At 53.3% G+C, this 16,179-nt stretch carries 13 protein-coding genes and 1 pseudogene; 6 read left to right on the top strand and 8 right to left on the bottom strand.

The window, feature by feature from the left end; all coding sequences use genetic code 11:
• Positions 1–162: 162 nt before the first annotated feature.
• On the bottom strand, positions 163–1,512 hold the full coding sequence (gene xseA / locus ACQKE4_RS19250; RefSeq protein WP_427389873.1) for an exodeoxyribonuclease VII large subunit: 1,350 nt from the start codon (positions 1,510–1,512) through the stop codon (positions 163–165).
• A 109-nt stretch (positions 1,513–1,621) separates the two neighbouring features.
• On the opposite strand from xseA, the gene ACQKE4_RS19245 reads away from it, so the two are divergent.
• Entirely contained in the window at positions 1,622–2,146 is a 525-nt protein-coding gene (locus ACQKE4_RS19245; RefSeq protein WP_427389872.1) for an opioid growth factor receptor-related protein, read from the top strand.
• A 48-nt stretch (positions 2,147–2,194) separates the two neighbouring features.
• Positions 2,195–3,010 (top strand): HNH endonuclease, encoded by an 816-nt coding sequence (locus ACQKE4_RS19240; protein ID WP_427389871.1) that lies wholly within the window; start codon positions 2,195–2,197, stop codon positions 3,008–3,010.
• 94 nt (positions 3,011–3,104) lie between these two features.
• Here ACQKE4_RS19240 and ACQKE4_RS19235 read toward each other — a convergent pair whose 3' ends face one another.
• The 5 genes from ACQKE4_RS19235 to ACQKE4_RS19215 all read right to left on the bottom strand — a co-directional run bounded on the left by ACQKE4_RS19235 (position 3,105) and on the right by ACQKE4_RS19215 (position 7,545).
• Positions 3,105–3,929: an ABC transporter permease gene (locus ACQKE4_RS19235; protein ID WP_427389870.1), complete on the bottom strand. Its 825-nt coding sequence runs from the start codon at positions 3,927–3,929 to the stop codon at positions 3,105–3,107.
• Between the two features lie 9 nt (positions 3,930–3,938).
• Positions 3,939–5,003, bottom strand: a complete 1,065-nt coding sequence (locus ACQKE4_RS19230) for an extracellular solute-binding protein (protein ID WP_427389869.1) — start codon at positions 5,001–5,003, stop codon at positions 3,939–3,941.
• Positions 5,004–5,012: 9 nt separating this feature from the next.
• On the bottom strand, positions 5,013–6,041 hold the full coding sequence (locus tag ACQKE4_RS19225) for an ABC transporter ATP-binding protein (protein ID WP_427389868.1): 1,029 nt from the start codon (positions 6,039–6,041) through the stop codon (positions 5,013–5,015).
• Positions 6,038–6,829, bottom strand: coding sequence for an ABC transporter permease (locus tag ACQKE4_RS19220; protein ID WP_427389867.1), 792 nt, complete (start codon positions 6,827–6,829; stop codon positions 6,038–6,040). Before ACQKE4_RS19220 ends, ACQKE4_RS19225 begins: the two co-directional genes overlap by 4 nt.
• 68 nt (positions 6,830–6,897) lie before the next feature.
• Positions 6,898–7,545, bottom strand: coding sequence for a TIGR00725 family protein (locus ACQKE4_RS19215; protein ID WP_427389866.1), 648 nt, complete (start codon positions 7,543–7,545; stop codon positions 6,898–6,900).
• Between the two features lie 111 nt (positions 7,546–7,656).
• On the opposite strand from ACQKE4_RS19215, the gene ACQKE4_RS19210 reads away from it, so the two are divergent.
• The gene (locus tag ACQKE4_RS19210; RefSeq protein ID WP_427389874.1) at positions 7,657–8,433 is read left to right on the top strand and encodes a DeoR/GlpR family DNA-binding transcription regulator; all 777 of its coding nucleotides are present in this window, start codon (positions 7,657–7,659) and stop codon (positions 8,431–8,433) included.
• On the opposite strand, the pseudogene ACQKE4_RS19205 reads toward ACQKE4_RS19210, so the two are convergent.
• Both ACQKE4_RS19205 and ACQKE4_RS19200 read right to left on the bottom strand, forming a co-directional pair.
• Positions 8,433–8,603 (bottom strand): annotated as a pseudogene (locus ACQKE4_RS19205) (exodeoxyribonuclease VII large subunit); the annotation flags it as partial. The gene ACQKE4_RS19210 and the pseudogene ACQKE4_RS19205 overlap by 1 nt on opposite strands.
• Before the next feature lie 6 nt (positions 8,604–8,609).
• Positions 8,610–10,340 carry an SWIM zinc finger family protein gene (locus ACQKE4_RS19200; protein ID WP_427389865.1) on the bottom strand — a complete coding sequence of 577 codons (1,731 nt, stop codon included), beginning with the start codon at positions 10,338–10,340 and terminating at the stop codon, positions 8,610–8,612.
• Positions 10,341–10,555: 215 nt separating this feature from the next.
• Between ACQKE4_RS19200 and guaB the strand changes: the two genes are divergently transcribed.
• The 3 genes from guaB (at position 10,556) to ACQKE4_RS19185 (ending at position 16,092) form a co-directional block, all read left to right on the top strand.
• Complete coding sequence (gene guaB, locus ACQKE4_RS19195; RefSeq protein ID WP_427389864.1) at positions 10,556–12,025, top strand: IMP dehydrogenase; 1,470 nt, start codon at positions 10,556–10,558, stop codon at positions 12,023–12,025.
• 97 nt (positions 12,026–12,122) lie between these two features.
• Positions 12,123–13,700, top strand: a complete 1,578-nt coding sequence (gene guaA, locus ACQKE4_RS19190) for a glutamine-hydrolyzing GMP synthase (RefSeq protein WP_427389863.1) — start codon at positions 12,123–12,125, stop codon at positions 13,698–13,700.
• 439 nt (positions 13,701–14,139) lie between these two features.
• Positions 14,140–16,092, top strand: a complete 1,953-nt coding sequence (locus tag ACQKE4_RS19185; RefSeq protein WP_427389862.1) for an ATP-binding protein — start codon at positions 14,140–14,142, stop codon at positions 16,090–16,092.
• Positions 16,093–16,179 lie beyond the last annotated feature (87 nt).

Here is a 16,179-nt window from a genome sequence, read left to right as displayed (position 1 = left end):
GCGCGGAACTTTATGTTGGGCATGGCACTGTCTGGGTGAATGGCGGTAATGGCTATATTGCCATGCAGGTCAGTGGGTTAGAAGTGCTTCCGGGGCCGGTCTCACGGATTCAGGATTGTTATAAGCTATCGGCCATTTAACTTAGGACTTTAACCCCAGTCTTTAACCCCCGGACTTTAGACGCCGCTTAACTTCCACGCTTAGCCTGCCTTCACCAAGCTTCAATTTAAGCTTCTGGCCGGGCTGGGTATCTTCCGCGCGGCGAATCACTTGGCCCTGTTCATCCTGAACAATCGCATAGCCACGCCCCAAGACTGCCAACGGGCTGACCGCATTCAACTCCCGCGCAGCACTGGTTAATCGCGATTGGCGGCTTTCAAGCTGGCGCTGTATCGCCTTGCCCAAGCGGCGCTGTAGCTGATTCACCCGCTCGCTTTCCGCACGATGTAAGCGCGCCATATCCTGGCTGAGTAAACGCCTGCCCAGCTGTGTCACCTGGGCTTTTTGTTGGCTAAGCGTTTGCTGCATGGCGCGATTCAAGCGCTGATTAAGGGCGGTTAAATGCTGACGCTGGCGGTTAAGCTGTTCGCCGGGATGGCGCAGCTTGGCGCGCAGCGTATCCAGCCGCTGGCTGTCGCGCTCCAGGCGGGCCTGCATCGCCCGCTGCAAACGGCTGTGTTGATGCTCCAGCTGGCGCTTGAGGGTATTTTGATCCGGCACCAAGCGCTCGGCGGCCGCCGAGGGGGTGGGCGCGCGCATATCCGCGGCAAAATCCGCTAGGGTGACGTCCACCTCGTGACCTACCGCCGACATTACCGGCAGCCGGGAGTGAAAGATCGCCCGTGCGAGGTGCTCATTATTAAACGCCCATAAATCTTCCAGGCTACCGCCGCCGCGGGTAATCAGAATGACATCGCGCTCTGGGTCGAGTTGTGTTTGGCGGTTCAATAGCCCTAGAGCTGAAATCATTGCGGGGGCGGCTTCTGCCCCCTGCACTGGCACCGGAATCAGCGTCACATCGGCCAGCGGCCAGCGCGCTTCCAATACGGCCAATACATCGCGTATCGCTGCCCCCGTGGCAGAGCTTAAAATCAGCAGCTTACGGGGCGGAAAGGGCAGCGGCCGGGCATTGGCAAACACGCCTTCGCCTTCTAATTGCGCTTTCAAGCGCTCAAAGGCCGCCAGTAGCTCGCCCAATCCAGCGGCCTGTACGGCCTCGGCAATCAATTGGTAGTCACCCCGGGGCTCAAACAGCGACACCCGCCCGCGCAGCTTCACCTGATCGCCATCGCGCATCGGCGCCGAGACAAACCGCGCCCGCTGACGAAACAGCGCACAGCGGATTTGCGCCCGGTCATCCTTCAGCGTGAAATAGACATGCCCCGACGCCGGGCGGGAGACATTAGAGAGCTCGCCCTCCACCCACACCTCGCCCACATCGCGCTCGAGGGTTTGCTTGGCGCGCTGGTTGAGTTGGCTGACGGAGAGTGTAGTGGGCGTTGGTGCGTTCATTGCTGTCCCTTGCTTTAGGGAATCCGGGAATCTTTACGGCTAGTCGAGTAAAGTGGTGTCGTTACTTCAAAGTATCATTGTATTACCGAGGGAATCACGAGGAAATGCTATGAGCCACCAGCTTACACCGCTGATCGCTTTTTACCGTGGCGAGGCACCGGATCATAAAGGGCGCTATATCGATGCCGTTTGGGCCTTGTCGCACTTCTGGCTGGAGCACACCCATGATTATATTCAATGGCTTTTTCCCATTCCCGAGGCTGGCCGTTTTAACGGTTTTGCTCCGCGACTGACTGATGTCGAGCGTGAAGTATTTCACGACGATAGTGCGTTACGCGAGCAGCAGCGCGTGTCGCTGGATGTGTTGTTAAGTTTTTTGGGTTTAGTGCGGGATGGGCTCAACATTACAGCCCAACCGAGCCTCAATATCCGCGATCATATTTGGCTCAAGGCAGGTGGGCATAATCACCTGCGTATTTCGCGGATGATTCGTTCTCTGGCACTTTGTCACCAACCAAAACTGGCAGCGGCTTTCCAGCAGGCAGTGATCGAGATTGGCAGTACTCAGGGTATTGTCTCCGCACAGTCGATGGCTTACTGGCGTGTAGCCTCGGATACCAAGCACACTGTATGAAGCGTGGTTGCGCTTCTACTTTTATTCTTTTTTGTTGGGAGCGTGATAATGAGAATTTGGGACGATGAAATAGTTAAAGAGTTATATTTCCGTCTTTCCCCGAAAGAAAGAGCCGGGCTTGAGGTGGTGGTGAGAGCTCTTCGTGAAACCTACCCCAAGATCGATATCTATAAGTCTATTTTAGGTGGTGGGGCCGCGATTAGTGCGGGGAAAAAACCGAAAGGGAAGCCTAAAGGGCGGCCATTGTTTTCAATCACAAAACCAAGAAAAGATAAACCATCTTGTGTGAGGGTAAGGTTAGATTCGAAGAAAGATAGGGAGAGGCTTGCAGATGCTGTAGGCCGTTCCTGGGACGATATTAATGAAACAAGATTTAATTTAAGTAGTTTTCCAGAAGCTCTGGCTGAGTTTAAAGTTTTCTTAACAGATTTGAATGATTCTATTGAGGTTATTCGGGAACGAAGCAATGGACATGGTTATTTACCATCAGATTATCAAAATATCGTTATTAGCCCCACAGAAACAGAAAATGAAAAAGATTTTCCTGAGGGTGCAAGTTTAAAAGTATTTGTCAATAGGTATGAAAGAAGCCGAGGTGCAAGAGATGCATGTATCGCTGAGCATGGTGCTAGCTGCTTTTTTTGTGGCTTTGACTATGGTGAGAGGTATGGAGATGCGTACTCAGGTTTTATTCATGTTCATCACATCGTTCCTATTTCCAAAATCGGCAAAAAATATAAAGTAAATTTTGAAAAAGATCTGGTGCCGGTTTGTCCGAACTGCCATGCCGTCATTCATTTTGGTGGAGAAACGCTATCTTTGGATGAGGCCAAAAGGATTTTGTCTCCTGATAATGTAACCTGAATTCAACCAATCAGTGAAGCATCTGCGGTTGCTAGCACTCCTGAGTAGTCTCCTATCGAATATAGAGCGGGGCAAATTCGTTGCCCCGCAAGCGCTATCGATGCTGAGAACGTCGACGAATCCATTCGCCGGGAAGGGTTAGCAACAAGCAGCAACACATCATTAGCAGCGCAAGAAGGGCAACAGAGGCCATATCAGACCCTGCGTCGGAAATATTGCTGTAAAGCAGGAGCGGCAGCAGGTTGATCTGTGAACCGGTAAGCGCCAGGGCCGTACCATAGGCGCCAAAAGCTACGGCAGCACAAAGGCTCCAAGAGGAGATCAACGCAGGCAGTAACGGCGGTAGGTAAACGTCACGAATCTGCTGCCAACGAGTAGCGCCAAAGCTTTCGGCCATTACTAACTGGCGGCGGTTGAGTCCTTGTACCACTGGCAGCATCACTAGAACCACGCGGGGCACCAAGAAGTAGGCATACACCAATACCAGCCCCTGAGGGGTATACACAAAGCGGCCAAACCACACGGGGTCGACTCCCAGCGATGCCAGGGACAGCGTGATAAAGCCCGCTCGACCCAATAGCAGAATAAAGCCATACGCCACAATCAGACCGCTGAACACTAGTGGGAGTGAGATCAGCCATAACAGGAAAAAGCGCCTGCGCTCTGGCTGATGGTAAAGAAACTCGGCAATCACAACGCCGACGACGACCGACAACAGCGCGGTGCTGGCGGATAAGGCGACGCTCGTCATCAGGCTTTTAAACACCAGCCCCTCGCTGAGCAGACGGGCACCGGTGGTGATAGGCGACTCAAGTGCTGCGATGACCAGGAGCGCCAGCGGCACAATAAAAAACAGCGTATAGATAATGCCGCTGGGTAGAACCAGCGGCAAAACAGTAAAAAAGCGCAGACGAGGCATGGCGTAGCCTTATTGATTAAGAACGTGCTGAGTCCACTGGTGGCTTAGGTCAGCGCTAATGCTTGATGCTTTTTGCACATCCAGCGGTCGAATCTGCGGCGCATCTACCAGCGTGTCGGGCAGCTCGATATCTCCGTTGACAGGGCGCACAAATCCTTCCGCAAAGGTACGTTGACCTTCGTTCGACATCACATAGTTCAGCCACAAGCGCCCGGCATTAGGGTTTGGCCCGTTCTTAACCAGCGAAATAGCATACGGCGCTGCCACTGAAGCCTCTTCAGGGATCACCACGGCCGCGTTGTCGCCCATGCCGTCGGTAATGCTGGCTTTTAGGCCGTCGTTTTCATAGCCGATCCAGATGGGAATCTCACCGCGCACGAACTGCGCGTAGGGCGTGGTACCGACCACACGGGCAACATTACCGACGCGGCTCAATTCAGCAAGATAATCGATGCCTGGCGATAGATTGTCGAGATCGCCTCCCATCGCATAATTGGCCGCCAGGGTGAGGACTTGGCCCTGCCCGGTCGAGCGCGGGTCAAGGTAGACGATACTGTTTCGATACTGTTCATCGAGCAGGTCTTCCCAGCTTTGCGGCACTTCATCAACTAACTGGGTATTAACGATAAAGGCTACGTTCAAGGAGTGGATCGTGAACCACTCACCCGCGTCTGCTTTGAAGACATCTGGAATGCTATCGAAATTGATGGGGGTAAATGGGCTTAACAGCTCTTTCTCATGTGCATTAATGGCGGAAGAAGCGTAGTAGTAGGCAGTATCGGCCTGGGGGCGGTTGCGGGCCTGCTCCAAAGCAACCACGGTGGCACCCGAGCCCAGGTCGTTAAAAACAATTTGAACACCAGGGTAGCGTTCCGTGAAACGGTTGAACTGGCTTTGCCAATTGGCCCAGGTGGGGCCGGTATCAAACGATACAACCAGCCCTTCTTCCTGGGCGGCATCGTAGAGGGCTTGCTCGCCGTCGTAGAGCTCAGCGTCAAGCGTGTTGGCCGCATATGCCGACAAAGGCAGCAGGCTAAGGGCGGAGAGTAGGCAGTAAGCAAAAGAGCGTTGCATGGTAGTACCTCAGCGATTGAACAGGTGGATATGTGTGGGAGGAAGCGCCACGTGAGTGATGTGATCCGGCGGTGAGGCCGACTCAAGCGACAACGTGGTAGTGCCGCAGAGAAGGTGCAGACGTTGCTGGGCGCCCAGGAACTGGCGCTCTATCAGCGTGGTAGAGGTCTGGTTAGCGACATCGCTAGCCGGGTTGGCAACAATGGCTTCAGGGCGAATCATGGCGCGTACGGCTTGCCCCGTCGTAAAGGCGTGTGGCGCCACTTCTAAGATGCCTAGATCGGCGGTTTCAATCCGCTGCGAATCAAGCACCTGAGCATCGATAAAGTTGGTACGGCCAATGAAACGTGCAACGGCCTCATTCACTGGTTGCGTATAAAGCTGGTGCGGAGAACTGTGCTGAAGGAGCTTGCCCTGCTCAAGAATGGCGACGTGATCTCCCAGCATCAGCGCCTCTTCTTGATCATGGGTGATCATTAGCGTGGTGACGCCGAATTGACGCTGTAAATGCTTAAGCTCCTGGCGCATCGACTCGCGGCGGGAGGCGTCGAGGGCTGAAAACGGTTCGTCGAGCAGAAGGGCGCGGGGTTCGAATACCAGCGCGCGGGCAATGGCCACTCGCTGCTGCTGGCCGCCGGAAAGCTGGTGAGGGTAAACATTTTCCAGTGCCTCAAGCCCCACATCGTGGAGAATCTTGCGGGCACGCCGGTGGCGCTCTTCATGGCGAACGCCTTTGACCTTAAGCGGGTAGGCCACGTTGCCCAGTACCGTCATGTGGTTAAAGAGTACATAGTCCTGAAGCACAATTCCCAACGCGCGCTCGCCGCAAGTGAGCTGAGTAACATCTTGGTGATCAAGCAGAACGCGCCCTTGAAGCGGAGTGAGAAAGCCCGCGATAAGCTGTAAAAGCGTGCTTTTTCCCGAGCCGCTGGCACCCACTACCACCAGAAATTCGCCCGTTTCTACCCGTAGGTTGATGTCGTGAACACCCACGCTGCTGTGGGGGTAGTGGAACTGGATGTTTTCAAGCGCAATCATTGCGGTAACTCCTGGGGGGAGGTTCGGCCCAGCCGCCACTGCACCAGGGTGGAAAACAGTGAAAACAGCAGTGCGAGCGAGAGCAGAAAAAGCGTTGCGGCGCAGGCGAAGCCCGTGGTGCGGTAAAATGCTTGAATCAGTACCACTGGATAGGGCTGGGTCATGAAGCCTGAAATCAGGTTGCTCAGCTCAAACTCGCCAATGGACAGCGCCGCAACCGTTAAGCTGCCGGTAAATACCGAGCGGTATACCAACGGCAAATAGAGATGCAAAAAGCGTTGCCACTCGGCCGCCCCAAGGGACTGAGCCATGCGTTCATAGGCTTTGAGGGGAGAGGCTTCGATATCGGCATACACGGTGTAGAAGAGGTAAGGAAAAGTCACCACCACATGCCCTGCCACTAGCAGCCAGTGGCTACCCAGCCAGGGCAGCATGGCCGTGCTAAAAGCCAGAATGAAAGCAAAGCCTATGACCAACTGGGGAACGGCTATCGGCAGCATGACCAGAAGACGCGTGATGCTCTGAGCCACAGCAGGGAATTTAAGCGTTACGCCATATACCAGCGGTACGACTAATAATATATTGATCAGACAGGTGGTTAAGGCCAGTTTGAGCGTCGTCAACATGGCGTTTCGATAGGTGGTTTCTTCCCATACGCTGATAAACCAACGCCAGGTTAACCCCTCAGGTAGCAGCGTATTGCTCCACTGGTCGCCGAAAGCGCCTACGAGCAGTAGGACGATAGGGGCCAACAGGTAAACCAAGTAGCAATAAGTGATCAGTCGCATATCTGGCCCCTAACTGTTAATAGAGATAAATGACCATAATGTAAGAATTTGATCGTTTGTTGATATATTCATGATGGTTGTGTGACTCCCCATAGGTGTGCGGCCGTTAGCGCTAAGGCCTCTTCCACGCTGCAGATAGGCGTAGTGCCTTCGGCATTAGGGGCATCAGGGAAGGTGAGTACAGGCTTATTAAAGTGACGGCCAAAGGCTACCTCGGTGTGCGTGCCCAAACTGCCGCCTACGGCGATCAGCACCACACTGGCTCGGGCGATAAGCACGTTGCGTGCTTCGCCTAAACCGCTGGCAATAGGCAGTGTGACCCAGGGATTGGCGGCTTCCGCGCTAGTATCGGGCAGCAGGCCGATGACCTCACCCCCCTTGAGCGCGGCCCCTTTGCTGGCCGCTTCCATAACGCCACCCCGGCCGCCACATAACAGCGGAATGCCCAGCTCAGCCAGCCCTGCACCTAAGGCATAGGCTATTTCAAGCTGTTGTTGTGTGGCCTCGCGAGGGCCAATAACGCCTACCGGGGGACGCTGCATCGGCGTGTTACTGCGCTTTAATGCAATCAGCGCTTCGCGGGGCAGGCAGGGGGATTGCAGTACGGCTGGCCAGTCGGCCTCGCCAAGCGGACGCATTTTGGGCAACAGAGGCTCACCTGCGTGGGTCATGATACGCTGGCATTCATCAAGATAAATTTGTAATGTCTGAGTCATGTTTTGATCAAAATGTAATAATTTGATCGTTATGGTCGCGCCCCGCTGTGTCAATTTGATGACGGACGGTCGCAAGGCCGGATTTTTTTATCAGGGGATTGTTTGTTACCGATGACTGACCTAGCGCATTTAAACCCACGCCATCGCGAGCTAATTGCCTTGGTTGAATTGCATGGGCATGCCTCGATCGAATTTCTTGCCCAGCGACTCAACTGCTCCGCTCAAACCGTGCGGCGCGACATTCGTAAACTCTGTGACGCTAATGTGCTGCAGCGTTTTCGAGGCGGGGCCCGGATCGAAAAACCCCAGGTGAGGCTCGGCTACGCCACCAAGCAGGATGTGCAGCAAGTAGAGAAGGGGCGTATGGCGGCATTAGCGGTGTCGCAATTGCAGGAAGGTGAAGCGCTATTTCTGGATACGGGCACAACCTGCGATCACGTTGCCCGCGAGCTGTTGAACTACCGTAAAAGGCTGCACGTGGTCACTCATAACCTAACGGCCGCGCTGACGCTCGCTGCCCAGCATCAGTTGTTCGATATTCATGTGGTGGGCGGAAAGGTGGCGGGACGGGATGGCGCGTTGACTGGGTCGCGCACCATCAAAGAGTTGGCCAGCTATCGGCTGGATGTGGCGATGATTGCTGTTTCGGGCATAGATGCTGAGGGCTATCTGCTCGATTTCGACAGTGAAAAAATACAAGTAAAGCAGACCATGATGCGCCACGCTGGCCGTAAAGTGCTGCTCATGGGGTCAGCGAAATTATGTCAGCGCGGTATCCAGCGTGTTGCTCATCTTGATGAGTTTGATCAAGTGATTTGTGATGTACCTGCACCCGAAGAAATCCAAACGCTCATGACCTACCCCGAACGTTGGCAAGAAGCTTTATAGGCTCGCTGACGAAACAGCGCATAGCGAATCTGCGCCCGGTCATTCTTCAACGTGAAATAGACATGCTCCGACGCCGGGCGGGAAACATTAGAGAGATCACCCTCCACTCACACCTCGCCCACATCGCGCTCAAGGGGCTGCTAGGCGCGCTGGTTGAGTTGGCTGACGGCTGTCTCTTATTTGTGCGTGTCTGGAAAGGCTTCATTCAACCACTTGATGAAGTTACGCTTGGCCTTAAATTCACTACGTAACTGCGTCAGCATGTGCGCAAAAGCGGTGTATTGAGCTGGCGTTTCCAGGCTCTTTTTCAGCTCTTTCAGCAATGCGATGCCTTGGCGATAGCCCTGCTTGTTGGTTTGTTCCACATACAGCCGTACCAACCGCAGATACAGCGGTAGGCGTGCGTCAGGAGATGGTAAGGCTTTGGCCAATTGGTACAGCAAGTGCGCTGATACTGGGTGCTCAGTGCACAATGCTTGGGCATCGTCCAAACGTCCCTCGTGCAAGTAAATTTCCAATAAGCTGTCTTTTGCCTGTTGTGATTGGTAGAAGGGCATCTTCTTCGACGGTTGGGTGATGCATTTTAATAGCCAGTCACAGGCGCGTTGGCGATAATCGACGACTAGGTCATGCGCTTCCATTAGCGCCACGAGCTGCCGGTAATCCTCCAACTGCTGGGTGTGCTGGTAGATCCCCCACTGTTGCTCCGCCGCTGCGTCTGTTTCACCGCGATGCAGCTTAAGGTGTATCTCAAGCCGGTTGCGTTCAAGGCGCCAGTGATAGTCGTTTTGTTTCTCGCACTTAGCGGCATAGGTTAGCCACGCTTCTACCTGATCCCAGGCTCCATACTCAATACACTGCTCAGCGGCCTCTAAACAATCCTTCTCATCGCTGATGGTTTTCTGATACAGCGCCAATATAGTGGGTAGGTCTCCGGCGGCTTGCGCGCGCTTAAGCAAGGGGTCGCGCAGGCGTATTAAGCGGTAGCGCTCCTCCCATTCCATGGTGGCTGCTTGGTTCGGCAGATCATCCAGAGCTTGTTGCAGGCGCTCATGGTAGGCGTCTTGGCTCGCTTGGCTCAGCACATCCAAATAGGCATCGGGAATGGGCGGGTATCGATCCTCTTCCCCGCCAAACGATTTTTCATACAGATATCCGGCTAGCTTGTTGGCAGGCCAATCGAGCCGCTTTACGGTCTGAATATGCAAAGTGTGTAAGAGGTATTCGCAGTGGAAACGGAAGCCGCCGGAGTCATCAACGGTTTCCAGCGCTTTATCCATGCGCGCGAGTGCGTAGTCCACCAGTGCCAAGCTTTTCTCTGCAGGCAGTTGTGGCACCTGTTCCGCCAGTTGTTCAATAACGGCTTCTGCTTTGCTGAAATAGTGGCTGACTTGCGAATAGCGGAACAACCCGCGATTAATGGGAAACGCGGCAGTGATACGTTTTTTCAGCGCCTTGTGATCCAGCACACCAAATGCTGCATCCGCTTTCAACGACCACTTTTGGTTCAGTACAGGGTCATTTTCAATAAGCGTTAGCAGCGTTTCGACCAGCGAGGGTTTGTCTAACGACTCTAAGTAAGCGTGAATGCGATCTGAAGGGTCGCCCTCTACCAGCTGTGCTTGTTTGGCATGCTCTGCGCGGTACGCTAGGGCAACGGCCACGCAATGCTTGCAGAAATCAATGCCTTCGGAAGCGGGGCAATTACAACCGCCGCTCAAACCTTGCTTTGTTAACTTTAACGCCACATGGTAAAGCTCGCTGCCCTCGACGTCAGCGCTAATGGTGGCACCGCTTTTATCCCAGTTGATCACCATGCCCTGTTGGTAATACTGAACCCCGCGGGCAAAAACCGCATCACCCGCCAACATAATTAGCTGTGAGTCTGAAATTAATGTCTCATCCATTGTCGCCACCTGACACTTCTGTAGAGCTAAATGACGTATAGGCTAACACCCTAACCGCAGGTTGCTGACTGTCACGGCGTATGTGCTAGCAGCGAGCCAAGCAGGAGCAGTGACGTTGAGTGGGGGAGTGGCATTGCTGGGGCACCCCTCAAAACGCTATAATAGTCGATTAACCTTTCACGCCCCACTTCCTCTTCAACCAGGGTGTTGCCGCTATGCTACGTATGGCCCAAGAAGCACTAACGTTCGATGACGTACTCCTCGTTCCCGGCTTCTCCGACATTCTTCCTAAGGATGTCAGCCTCAAAACCCGCCTGACCCGCAATCTCTCGCTCAACATTCCGCTTGTTTCCGCCGCGATGGACACCGTTACCGAAGCGCGCCTGGCGATTGCGATGGCTCAGGAAGGGGGCATCGGCATCATTCACAAGAACATGACCATGGCCCAGCAGGCCGCTGAAGTGCGCAAGGTCAAAAAGCACGAAAGCGTGATCGTGAAAGACCCGGTCACCGTTAGCCCCAAAGCAAAACTGGAAGACTTGCTCGCCATGGCGCGGGAGTACGGCTTCTCCGGCTTCCCCGTGGTGGAAGGTGAAACGTTGGTCGGTATTGTGACCGAGCGTGATATGCGCTTCCAGCCCAACCACGGCGACAGCGTTGAAGCAATCATGACGCCCCGTGACCGGCTAGTGACCGTTCGGGAAGGCACCGACCTTGAAACCAGCAAAGCCAAAATGCGCGAACACCGCATCGAAAAAATGCTGATCGTCGATGACGAGTTCCACCTGCGCGGCCTGGTCACCTTCCAGGATATCGAAAAAGCCCGCACCTACCCGATGGCCGCCAAAGATAGCGACGGCCGTTTGTTGGTCGGCGCGGCAGTCGGCACCGGCCCGGAAACCCCGGACCGCGTAGCGGCACTGGCCGAAGCAGGCGTTGACGTGATCATTGTTGATACTGCCCACGGCCACTCCCAAGGCGTGCTTGACCGCGTTCGCTGGATTAAAGAGCACTTCCCCAATATCCAAGTGATTGGCGGCAACATCGCCACCGCCGCTGCCGCCATCGCGCTGGCTGAAGCGGGTGCGGATGCGGTGAAAGTCGGTATTGGCCCTGGCTCGATCTGCACCACGCGTATTGTGGCTGGTGTAGGCGTACCGCAAATCAGCGCCGTTTCCAACGTGGCGGAAGCGCTCAAAGCGTTTGATATTCCCTTGATTGCTGATGGCGGCGTGCGCTTCTCTGGCGACCTGGCCAAGGCGATTGCCGCTGGCGCAAGCGCCGTGATGGTAGGCGGCCTGCTGGCCGGTACCGAAGAAGCACCGGGCGAAGTCGAGCTGTACCAGGGCCGTACCTATAAAGCCTACCGCGGTATGGGTTCCATGGGCGCCATGGCCCAAAACCAGGGCAGTGCCGACCGCTACTTCCAGGATAAAGACGCCGGTGCCGAGAAGCTGGTGCCGGAAGGTATCGAAGGCCGCGTACCCTATAAAGGCATGATGAGCGCTATCGTTCACCAGATGATGGGCGGCCTGCGCGCTTCCATGGGCTACACCGGCTGCCGCGATATTCAAGAAATGCGCACCAAGCCGGAGTTCGTACAGATTACCGGTGCTGGCTTTAACGAATCCCACGTTCACGACGTGCAGATCACCAAAGAAGCTCCCAACTACCGGGTGAGCTAACCAGCGCGTTTAGATAACACGGCGGCGGGCACAACAGCTCGCCGCTTGCTTTTTGGCCTTACCAGCGGCACCCACACCGCTTAACCGAGACCCCGCCATGAGTGACATTCACGCCCACAAGATTCTGATTCTCGACTTCGGCTCGCAGTACACCCAACTGATCGCCCGCCGCGTACGCGAAATTGGCGTTTATTCCGAAGTCCGCGCGTTTGATATCACCGAAGAAGAGATCCGCGAGTACAACCCCAACGGCATCATCATGGCCGGTGGCCCGGAATCCGTCACTGAATTGGATTCCCCGCGTGCGCCCCAGTGCGTGTTTGAAATGGGCCTGCCGGTGTTTGGTATCTGCTACGGCATGCAGACCATGGCCGAGCAGCTGGGCGGTAAGGTAGAAGGCTCCAACCAGCGGGAATTCGGCTACGCGCAGATTCAGATCGACGAAGATAACGCGCTGTTCAAAGACATCAAAGACCACGTAGACGCTAAAAGCGGCAAAGCCCTGCTGGACGTATGGATGAGCCACGGCGACAAGGTCGCCCAAGCGCCCGCCGAGTTTACCGTGACCGCCTCTACACCGAGCTGCCCGATTGCCGCCATGGCCTGGGAAGAGAAGCAGTTCTATGGCGTTCAATTCCACCCGGAAGTGACTCACACCCTGCAGGGCCAGCGCATTCTTGAGCACTTCGTGCTGGATATCTGTAAAGCCGAAAAGCTGTGGACGCCTGCACAAATCATCGAAGACCAGGTACAGCGCGTGCGCGAGCAAGTGGGCGACCGCCACGTACTGCTGGGCCTTTCCGGCGGTGTGGATTCTTCTGTTGTGGCCGCACTGTTGCACAAAGCGATTGGCACTCAGCTGACCTGCGTATTCGTCGACAACGGCCTGCTACGTAAAGCGGAAGGCGACCAGGTCATGGAAACCTTCGCCAAGCACATGGGTGTGAAGGTGATCCGCGTAGATGCCGAAGAGCTGTTCCTCGGCAAGCTGAAAGGCGAAAAAGACCCGGAAGCCAAGCGCAAAATCATCGGCAACACCTTTATCGACGTGTTTGATGAAGAGGCCAGCAAGATCGACGGCGTCGAGTTCCTGGCTCAGGGCACCATCTACCCGGACGTGATCGAATCCGCTGCCTCTAAAACCGGCAAAGCGCACGTGATCAAATCCCACCACAACGTAGGTGGCCTGCCGGAAACCATGAAGCTCAAGCTGGTCGAGCCGCTGCGCGAACTGTTCAAAGATGAAGTGCGCAAACTCGGCCTGGAACTCGGCCTGCCCTACGATATGGTCTACCGCCACCCGTTCCCTGGCCCCGGCCTGGGCGTGCGTATTCTGGGTGAAGTGAAGAAAGAGTACGCCGACATCCTCCGCGATGCCGACGCCATCTTCATCGAAGAGCTACGCGCCTCTGGCTGGTACGAAAAAACCAGCCAAGCGTTCGCTGTGTTCCTGCCGGTGAAATCGGTAGGCGTAGTAGGCGACGGCCGCCGCTACGAATGGGTCATCGCGCTACGCGCGGTAGAAACCATCGACTTCATGACCGCCCGCTGGGCGCACCTGCCCTACGAACTGCTGGAGAAGGTTTCCAACCGGATTATCAATGAGTTGGAAGGGGTTTCGCGGGTGACCTACGATGTGAGCAGTAAGCCGCCTGCTACTATTGAGTGGGAGTGAGTTTTAATCGCTGATTCTTTACGTAAAACCCGCTTTTCGGCGGGTTTTTATTAGATATAAAATGCATTCGGTGCAGTAATTAAGACGTTAATTATCGCGATGGTGTATAGGTTGTATTCTATAGCTTGTAGCCCATTAGAATGCAAAAATCAGATGTCAGAGCCAAAATTTTAGGCAGCGCCTTCAAAATAATCAATTATGTGCGTGCTTTTTAGCTAGGAAGAATCCTTAGGGTCTCCAGTAGCACGTATTTGAGCTTCCTGGGGCGAGGAATCAAACGCTTAATCTGTTTAAACTTAGTGATATTGAGCGTAATAATAAGAGTTTATCCGTTAACTCTGCTGACACTAGCTTATTTTTAGGACTAAATTGGTGGTATGAAGTGGGTTTTCAAACATATCCGTCAGGTACTAAAAGACCTTCGATCAGGTGAAGAGCGATGAATGAGCCACTAAGAAAAACACAAAAAAACACATCTGATACTGATGAGTCATTTTCTCTCCGGCCAAAAGCCAGAATACTCAAGACTCTGGGCGAAGAACTGATTAGCAGTGAAACGGTTGCGCTGATAGAGCTGGTCAAGAATGCGTACGACGCTGATGCTGAAAACGTTCTAATCTCTTTCACTGGTGACTTGAAGAAGGGAGGCGGGGCTATTGAGGTGATGGATGATGGGCATGGAATGGACATGGACACTATCCGAAATTCCTGGATGATCATTGCTACATCAACCAAGAAGGATAACAAGCAAAGCAAAAGCGGACGCAGGCGCGTGCTTGGGGAAAAAGGGATTGGCCGATTTGCCGTGGCGAGGATCGCAGAAGAGCTGGAACTGTTTACCCGAACCAGTAATCAGATTGATACTGAATCATATGCAGTTTTCGACTGGACGCAGTTTGACGATGATGAAATATTTCTCGACGAAATACTTTTCCTGACGGATGATCAAACAGCTACCGAAATAGTTCCTGGCTGGCGGCTGAAAGATTTTTCAGAAAAGCGTTACCGAGCCCCCTGTCATGGCACAGTATTAAGAATGAACACTTTGAAACACAGTTGGGAAAAGCATGACTTGGAGAACCTACAACGGGGTCTTTCAAGGCTTCTGTCGCCTTTCTACCCAAGAAATGATTTCAATATCTTTCTTAATCTTCCAGATGAGCGCAGTGATTTCAATACCAGAATCACACCGCCTGAGATAATCAAGTACCCACATTATGTTGTTCACGGTGAAATAAAAGCGAATGGCATGTATTCGTTTTTTGTGAAGGTTGAGGAGGAAGATCAATCAGTTGATTTCAAAGGATATTTTTACAAAGTCTTTTCTGACGGCGAATGGGTATTGTATCCATCCATACAAATGCCAGAACTGCAGGAAGATCTGCTTAATAAAAAAGGGGTAGAGTGTGGCCCCTTTGAGTTTGAATTGCGTATTTGGGATCGCGATGAGCTGGAAAATGTTAACCAGAAAGTGGGCGGTGGTATTAGGAGTATCAGGAAAGATTTGGATGCGATAGCAGGAATAAATATTTATCGTGATGGATTCAGAGTGCTGCCTTATGGCGAGCCTGACAACGACTGGCTCAGGCTGGATATAAGACGTGTTCAGGCTCCGACCAGGAGGCTCTCGAACAACCAGATAACTGGGTATATCTCCATTACTGCCGACCAAAATCCTGAGTTGCATGACCGTAGCAACAGAGAAGGGCTTGATAACAACCCCGCATATGCTGACCTTCAGAGTATCATGAAGTTCGTATTGAACGAGACGGAGAATCTCAGGTATACATCAAAGCGAAAAAAACCTGAACAAAAGGAGCCAGAGGAGCAAAAAGGTCTCTTTGATCCCCCTGATTTTAACAGAATTACAGATGCTGTGAGTCGTGGTAATACTAGCAAGAAGGAAACGCTGGAACTGATTAATAAAGCTGAGGCTGATTGGAAAAACCAAATTAAAAAGCTCCAAGGTGTTTTGTCCCAGTATCATGCCTTAGCCACTTTGGGCGGGATCGTCGATAAGATTCTTCATGATGGTAGGCAGCCGCTTGCTAAAATTCAGACAGAGGCTGGTTTAGGTAAAGAAATGGCTGAAGATTTGTTAAAAGCTAACCCTGACTCTTTATATTTTGAGGATTTCGAGAAAAGTTATAGGAAAATTGTGGGACAGTCTTCGGTTCTAAGGGATGTGTTCCTAAGGGCAGAGCCATTTGGCGGTAGAAAGCGTGGAAGGCCAAAAAAATATTATATTGAAGAGCTTATTAAGGATGTATTTCAGCTTTTCGACAAGGAACTCAAGAATTCCGCTGTCAATATTGAGCTCCCTGATTCAGCAACACTGGTAAGTATTGATACAACAGAGCTGTCTGAGATATTTACTAATCTTATTACCTGAATCCGTGAGACCGGCCCCCGGAAGCACTTCTAACCCACTGACCTGCATGGCAATATAGCCATTATCGCCATTCACCCAGACAGTGCC

This window comes from Halomonas sp. NPDC076908 (assembly GCF_050269715.1).
Taxonomy (GTDB): Bacteria; Pseudomonadota; Gammaproteobacteria; order Pseudomonadales; family Halomonadaceae; genus Vreelandella.
The sequence above is the reverse complement of the archived record's forward strand: the minus strand, read 5'-3'. Positions and strand labels throughout refer to the sequence as shown.

Bases quoted from the DNA above. Each gene is read 5' to 3' on its own strand.
- guaB (WP_427389864.1), top strand. From the start codon at position 10,556: ATGCTACGTATGGCCCAAGAAGCACTAACGTTCGATGACGTACTCCTC.
- ACQKE4_RS19230 (WP_427389869.1), bottom strand. From the start codon at position 5,003: ATGCAACGCTCTTTTGCTTACTGCCTACTCTCCGCCCTTAGCCTGCTG.
- ACQKE4_RS19220 (WP_427389867.1), bottom strand. From the start codon at position 6,829: ATGCGACTGATCACTTATTGCTACTTGGTTTACCTGTTGGCCCCTATC.
- ACQKE4_RS19200 (WP_427389865.1), bottom strand. From the start codon at position 10,340: ATGGATGAGACATTAATTTCAGACTCACAGCTAATTATGTTGGCGGGT.
- ACQKE4_RS19240 (WP_427389871.1), top strand. From the start codon at position 2,195: ATGAGAATTTGGGACGATGAAATAGTTAAAGAGTTATATTTCCGTCTT.
- ACQKE4_RS19185 (WP_427389862.1), top strand. From the start codon at position 14,140: ATGAATGAGCCACTAAGAAAAACACAAAAAAACACATCTGATACTGAT.
- ACQKE4_RS19235 (WP_427389870.1), bottom strand. From the start codon at position 3,929: ATGCCTCGTCTGCGCTTTTTTACTGTTTTGCCGCTGGTTCTACCCAGC.
- xseA (WP_427389873.1), bottom strand. From the start codon at position 1,512: ATGAACGCACCAACGCCCACTACACTCTCCGTCAGCCAACTCAACCAG.
- ACQKE4_RS19225 (WP_427389868.1), bottom strand. From the start codon at position 6,041: ATGATTGCGCTTGAAAACATCCAGTTCCACTACCCCCACAGCAGCGTG.
- ACQKE4_RS19210 (WP_427389874.1), top strand. From the start codon at position 7,657: ATGACTGACCTAGCGCATTTAAACCCACGCCATCGCGAGCTAATTGCC.
- guaA (WP_427389863.1), top strand. From the start codon at position 12,123: ATGAGTGACATTCACGCCCACAAGATTCTGATTCTCGACTTCGGCTCG.
- ACQKE4_RS19245 (WP_427389872.1), top strand. From the start codon at position 1,622: ATGAGCCACCAGCTTACACCGCTGATCGCTTTTTACCGTGGCGAGGCA.
- ACQKE4_RS19215 (WP_427389866.1), bottom strand. From the start codon at position 7,545: ATGACTCAGACATTACAAATTTATCTTGATGAATGCCAGCGTATCATG.